At 33.9% G+C, this 6,103-nt stretch carries 4 protein-coding genes; all 4 read left to right on the plus strand.

Annotation, left to right across the window (positions count from 1 at the left end; genetic code table 11):
- Positions 1 to 545: 545 nt before the first annotated feature.
- The 4 genes from OM075_RS24095 (at position 546) to OM075_RS24110 (ending at position 6,018) form a co-directional block, all read left to right on the plus strand.
- Complete coding sequence (locus OM075_RS24095) at positions 546 to 746, plus strand: hypothetical protein (protein WP_301193118.1); 201 nt, start codon at positions 546 to 548, stop codon at positions 744 to 746.
- Between the two features lie 244 nt (positions 747 to 990).
- Positions 991 to 1,554: an RNA polymerase sigma-70 factor gene (locus tag OM075_RS24100; protein WP_301193119.1), complete on the plus strand. Its 564-nt coding sequence runs from the start codon at positions 991 to 993 to the stop codon at positions 1,552 to 1,554.
- Between the two features lie 76 nt (positions 1,555 to 1,630).
- Positions 1,631 to 2,638: a FecR family protein gene (locus OM075_RS24105; RefSeq protein ID WP_301193120.1), complete on the plus strand. Its 1,008-nt coding sequence runs from the start codon at positions 1,631 to 1,633 to the stop codon at positions 2,636 to 2,638.
- 92 nt (positions 2,639 to 2,730) lie between these two features.
- Positions 2,731 to 6,018, plus strand: coding sequence for a TonB-dependent receptor (locus OM075_RS24110; protein ID WP_301193121.1), 3,288 nt, complete (start codon positions 2,731 to 2,733; stop codon positions 6,016 to 6,018).
- Positions 6,019 to 6,103: the final 85 nt, after the last annotated feature.

Consider the following 6,103-nt stretch of genomic DNA (forward strand, 5'->3'; position numbering starts at 1 on the left):
GACTATCCTCTTCCAAGGCATACTCAATCAGGTGTTTCACTGCTATTTGTTCACTCTTAGATAACTCGCTCATTCAAAAATTCATAAATAATTCCAGGGGCAAAAATAGTAAATTTTGCGAGTAATTCTTTTAGGGGGGGAGGAGATTAAGAAAGGAAGTTCTATTAAACATATATATTACTATAAGACAATTAAAAAATTAACTTATACCACTTTTAAAACGGTAAAAAGTGACTTAAAGATAAAAATTAAATCTGTCAAATTATATTCCTTTTTTATGTGAATGGAATTAATTCAATAACAGTAGGGGAGGGGAGCTCTGCCGTGGGGCTAAATAACATAATGCAGCTATAGGACTGCCGGAGGTATTTAGTTTACACCATTGAAGATAGGCAAGTTATATAGAGACGCATTATTTTATTGTAGCTTGGGGGTGCTGTTTTTGGCGTTGCTTTTGCCAGGGTACAGTTTTAAGACTTTGGAGTAAATATGTTGAAGTGAGGTACGACCGGAAACTATTTACGAGAAAGTATTAAAGGCTATGGATGCCCCAGGTTTCCTGGGGTGAGGGTTTTAAGGCATTTTCAGTTGTGAGGTACGAACAGCGGAATGACTTAAATACCGAATGTGTGTATGGCGCTGATTACAAATCAAGCGCCAACGAAGAAGGCTTGTTTGACACTTTTGAGGTGTTGGGAGTGAATGGCCCTCACCTGAGTGAATGTACCCCTAATACAGAAGGGTAGCAAAAGGGGTGTTATGGGGTGGATGAATGAAGGTGTTATTTGGTATTTTAAGGAGAAAATTATATATCTGTTTTAGGGTTAGATTTGGTTAAAGATTAAAAAGCCACTGTCAGAGCGTTTGACAGTGGCTTTTTTGTTGTATGTATTTAGTTTTACTTTAGATGATAATATTAAAAAGATAGAGTTATTAATCATAAAGAAATTTTACTACTTTCGATTTTCGTTTTGGCAAATAACATTCTAAATGATAGAAAAAGAACTTGTACTAAGGATAAAAAGTGGTGATGAACAGGCTTTTGAATTACTTTATAGAAAGTATTTCAGACGTTTGTGTGCATTTGCAAATAAATATCTTAATGATTACGAAGCCACACAAGAAGTGGTACAAGATGTATTTTTTACTATTTGGGAAAAAAGAGAAAATTTAGATTCTAATAAAGCCATACTATCATTTTTATTTCAATCCACTAAAAATAAAAGCCTCCATATTCTTGAACATTCAAAAGTTGAGGAAAAATATCAGGAAGTAATTAAATATGCTTATTCACAAGGCGAATTTTTTGATGTTCAGGATTCCTTATTGGCAAAAGAACTAGAATCTAAATTAGGAGAGATTATAGAATCTTTACCCGAGCAATGTAGAAAAGTATTCCTGCTTAGTAGACAAGAAGGAAAAAAATACAAAGAAATTGCTGAAGAATTACATATCTCTGAAAAGACTGTAGAAACCCATATGAACAGGGCTTTAAAGGTATTTAGAAAGGAGTTAAAAGATTATCTTTCCATTGTATTATTTGCAATGATTTAAAAAATGTAAATATTTTTTAAAATTCATGTAAGGGTAAAATGAACTCTTCCGGTATTACCTAATAGAAGGTATTATTATGGAAAGACAAGATTACTTTGAACAGCTATTGATTCGTTATTTTGAAAAAACTGTAACAGACGAAGAACTGGAACAGTTAAAGGCGTATTTGCAAGAATCAAAAGAAAACAGAAAGCGTTTTGATGGATTAAATGAAATTTATCAATTGGCTGATATCACCACTAAAGGATGGTTATATAATGTTGATTCGAACTGGAATCAAATGAAAGCCCGTATTCAATCCGAAGGTATTGCCCCTGTCGTTAAAATGGTTTCGCAAAAGGTATTTATGTTATGGAAAAGTGCGGCGGTAATAGCCATATTACTGGCAACAACTTTTATGGTATTATTCATCAAGGATATGATGATATCTGATACCCGAATGGTGAAATTTATTGCCCCCAAAGGAGAAAAAAGTAAAGTAGTTTTAGCCGATGGTACTTTGGTGTGGTTAAACTCTGGAAGTGAACTGAATTACTATCTCGATAATAAAAACAGTATAAGGAAAGTAGATTTGAAAGGAGAAGGATATTTTAATGTGTCAAAAAGTAAAAAACACCCCTTTGTAGTTCATACAAATACTTTTGATGTTAAAGTATATGGTACGCAATTCAATGTATCTGCCTACGATAATGATGTAATCCAATCCACAACGCTAAAAGAAGGAAGTATTTCCATTTTAAATCATACTACCGGCAAAGAGCTGAAGGTGAAGCCCGGAGAACAAGCCATTTTGAATCAAAAAACAAATAAAATAAAGATAGATAAAGTCAGAGTTGATGATTATTTATCATGGATGGACAATAAACTCAGGTTTGATAACAGTTCTTTTTCTGAAATGGTTAAAAAACTGGAGCGTTGGTATGATGTAAAAATTATACTTGACGATGAGCTTCTGTACAAAGAACGTTATACCATGACGATAAAAACCGAAAGTTTAAGAGAGATGTTGGAACTAATAAGAATAACAACGCCTATTAAATATAAAATAGAAGAAGAAAAAGTATTTATAACTTATTCAAAATAGCAGAATGAAAAAAGGAAAGTGCTGGAACACCTTCCTTTCATAATAACTCGTGCTGGAAACACGAATCATACTAATTAAAGATTTACAAATTTATGAAAAAAAAGTTGATGTTTAACATCAACCGGGCACGTGGTGCCTGGTTAAGATGCCTTAGAATTATGAAACTAACAACGATTTTATTCCTGGTTACGTTTTTACAAGTATCTGCGGCCATTTACTCTCAGGATACTGTGCTGACCATTCAATTGAGTAATACAACACTTAAGGATGTTCTTTATGAAATTGAGAATAAAACTGATTTTACGTTTATGTATAATGATCGTAAAATAGATGTAAATCAATATGTAAATGTTGATTTTAAAGAAAAAACTTTAGTTCAGATTCTGGATGAATTATTTATTGAGTCGGGAGTTGATTATAAGATCATTAAGAATCAGATTATTTTAACAACTGAAAATGCTGTTGAAAATTCTCAACAACAAAAAAAGTCTGTTTCGGGTAAAGTAACTGATAATACTGGAAATCCTATGCCCGGAGTTTCTGTTTTAATCAAAAATTCATCTATTGGTACCATAACAAATATTGATGGTGAATTTTCATTAGACAATGTTACTCCAGAAGATGTATTGGTATTTTCTTTTATAGGTATGACAAGTCAGGAAGTTACGGTTGCAGACAATAAAGTTTTCAATATTAAAATGAATGATGATGTTATTGGACTGGAGGAAGTTGTTGCTGTGGGTTATGGAACAATGAAAAAGAGTGATTTAACCGGAGCCATTACCACAGTGGAAACTGAAGATTTAGTTTCTCTTCCCGTACCAAGTGTTGGTAATGCTTTACAGGGAAAAGCTACAGGAGTTCAGGTAATTGATAATGGAACTCCGGGTAGTGATCCAACATTTCGTATACGAGGTATGGGTACTATTAATAATAATAACCCATTATTGGTTATCGATGGAATACCTACAAATGATGGATTAAATCAACTGAATCCTAATGATATTGAATCTATTCAAATTTTAAAGGATGCCTCGTCTACAGCTATTTATGGATCGAGAGGAGCCAATGGTGTTGTAATTATTACTACTAAAAAAGGAGTTAAAGGTAAAGGAAGGGTTGAATTTAACGCATATTACGGAATTCAGGAAGCTACTAATCTTGTTGATGTATTAAATGCTTCTGAGTTTGCTGCATTGCATAACGAAATGATGGCTAATGCAGGTCGTGCTCAAAATCCTGCATTTGCTGATCCTGCTTCATTAGGTAAAGGAACCAATTGGGTGGATGAATTGTTTGATGCTGCTCCAATGCAGAATTATTCGTTATCCTATACCGGCGGTAATGAAAAAACAACTTATTATGTATCAGCCAATGTATTTAAGCAGGAAGGTATTATTTCTAATACTGGATTTGATAAGTACACCATGAAATTCAATGTTGAATCTCAGGTATTGGAAAACCTTAAATTCGGAAATAATATTACACTGAATCATGATAAAAAATACAGCGGTGAGTATAGTGTACGAAATACTTTATTGGCATTACCCACTTTAAATGTGTATGATGCAGATGGAACTTATGCAGGACCAGTGGAACGACCAGAATGGGATGGTGATATAATAAATCCGGTAGGTAAAAGCGAGTTGGTTGATAATAGCACTAAAGGTTATAATATTCTAGGTTCTGTTTATGCAGAATTAAAAATTATTAAGGGGTTAAAACTAAAATCATTAGCCGGGTTAAAAGCTAATTTTTGGTATAGCAGAACGTGGTCTCCAAAATATGATTGGGAACCAACACCTCAGGAATTATCTTATTTATATGAAGATGCTAATAGAAATATTAATTGGAACTGGGATAACACATTGACCTATACAAAATCTTTTGGTGATCATAATTTAACGGTAATGGCTGGTACCAGTGCTCAGGAAAGTGAATTCAATGGAATGAATGGTTCTATACAGGGATTTGCCAGTGATTTAACACAGCAATTGAGTAATGGTACAAAGCAACCCGAAATTGGTGGAAATACAAATAGCTGGTCTATGATGTCGTATATGGGTCGTGCGAATTATACCTTTAAAGATAAATATCTTTTAACAGCTACAGTACGTCGTGATGGTTCATCCCGATTCGGAGAAAATTTCCGTTGGGGAACATTCCCTTCGGCTTCTTTAGCATGGAGAATGTCTGAAGAAGGATTCCTTGATAATGTTGAATTTCTTGATAACCTGAAATTACGTGTGGGTTATGGGGCAACAGGTAACCAGGAAATTGGTTTATATGAGTATGCATCAGTATTAAATACCCATGTATATGTTTTTAATGATGTCATTGCCAGTAATGTTGTTCCTAACAGAATGCCGAATCCTAATTTACATTGGGAATCACAAAATATGGCTAACGTAGGTATTGATGCTTCTATAATTGATCAAACTTTTGATATAACATTAGATGCTTACTACAAGGTTACTGAAGATATGTTGGTGCCAATGTCTGTTCCTATTTCTACAGGTTATTCGGATATCGATGTACCGAAAATTAATGCAGGTAAGATCGTTAATAAAGGTTTTGAGGTTTCTGTTACTTCTCATAATATGAAAGGACAGTTTAAATGGGATACTGATGTTAATTTCTCATTAAACAGAAATGAGGTAAAAGAATTAAATGATACGATTCCTATGACTGTTGGGTCTGTAGGTTTTAATCAGGATTTAGGCAGGTTAGCCACCGGACATCCAATGAATGTTTTTTATGGATATGTTACTGATGGTATTTTTCAAAATCAATCAGAAGTAGATAATCATGCGGTTCAGGTTCCGGGTAATGATCCTTATAATCGTACATCTGCCGGTGATATTCGTTTTAAAGATTTAAATAGTGATGGTATTATAAATGCCGACGACCGTACTTATATCGGTAATCCAAATCCAGATTTTATTTTCTCAATGAATAACAGATTTGAGTATAAAGGATTTGATTTAAATATCTTCCTTCAAGGTGTGTATGGTAATGATATTTACAATGCCAACCGTATCTGGAATGAGAGTATGGCCGTAGCATACAACCAAACGACACAAACTTTGGACAGGTGGACTGGTGAGGGAACCAGTAATTCTATGCCTAGAGCTGTTTTTAATGATCCAAATCAAAACTCCCGTCCTTCGGACAGGTATATTGAAGACGGTACATACGTGAGAATTAAAAACGTGACGCTGGGTTATAACTTACCTAAAAATTGGTACGAAAGATTTCATATCAGCTCGGCAAGATTATATGTTTCAGGAACGAACTTATATACATTAACGAAATATAAAGGTTTTGATCCGGAAGTAAGTGTATTGGATAATCAAACTTATGGAATCGATAACACTTAGAATATAATTAATCACGAGCATCCGAAGAAAGATACCTACCATGATGAAGGTGATTAAATATATTCGTTGTTGAACGTTACCGGGA

Origin of the sequence: Plebeiibacterium sediminum (genome assembly GCF_026013605.1) — a bacterium.
Classification (GTDB): domain Bacteria; phylum Bacteroidota; class Bacteroidia; order Bacteroidales; family Marinilabiliaceae; genus Saccharicrinis; species Saccharicrinis sediminus.

Bases quoted from the DNA above. Each gene is read 5' to 3' on its own strand.
- OM075_RS24095 (WP_301193118.1), top strand. From the start codon at position 546: ATGCCCCAGGTTTCCTGGGGTGAGGGTTTTAAGGCATTTTCAGTTGTG.
- OM075_RS24100 (WP_301193119.1), top strand. From the start codon at position 991: ATGATAGAAAAAGAACTTGTACTAAGGATAAAAAGTGGTGATGAACAG.
- OM075_RS24105 (WP_301193120.1), top strand. From the start codon at position 1,631: ATGGAAAGACAAGATTACTTTGAACAGCTATTGATTCGTTATTTTGAA.
- OM075_RS24110 (WP_301193121.1), top strand. From the start codon at position 2,731: ATGAAAAAAAAGTTGATGTTTAACATCAACCGGGCACGTGGTGCCTGG.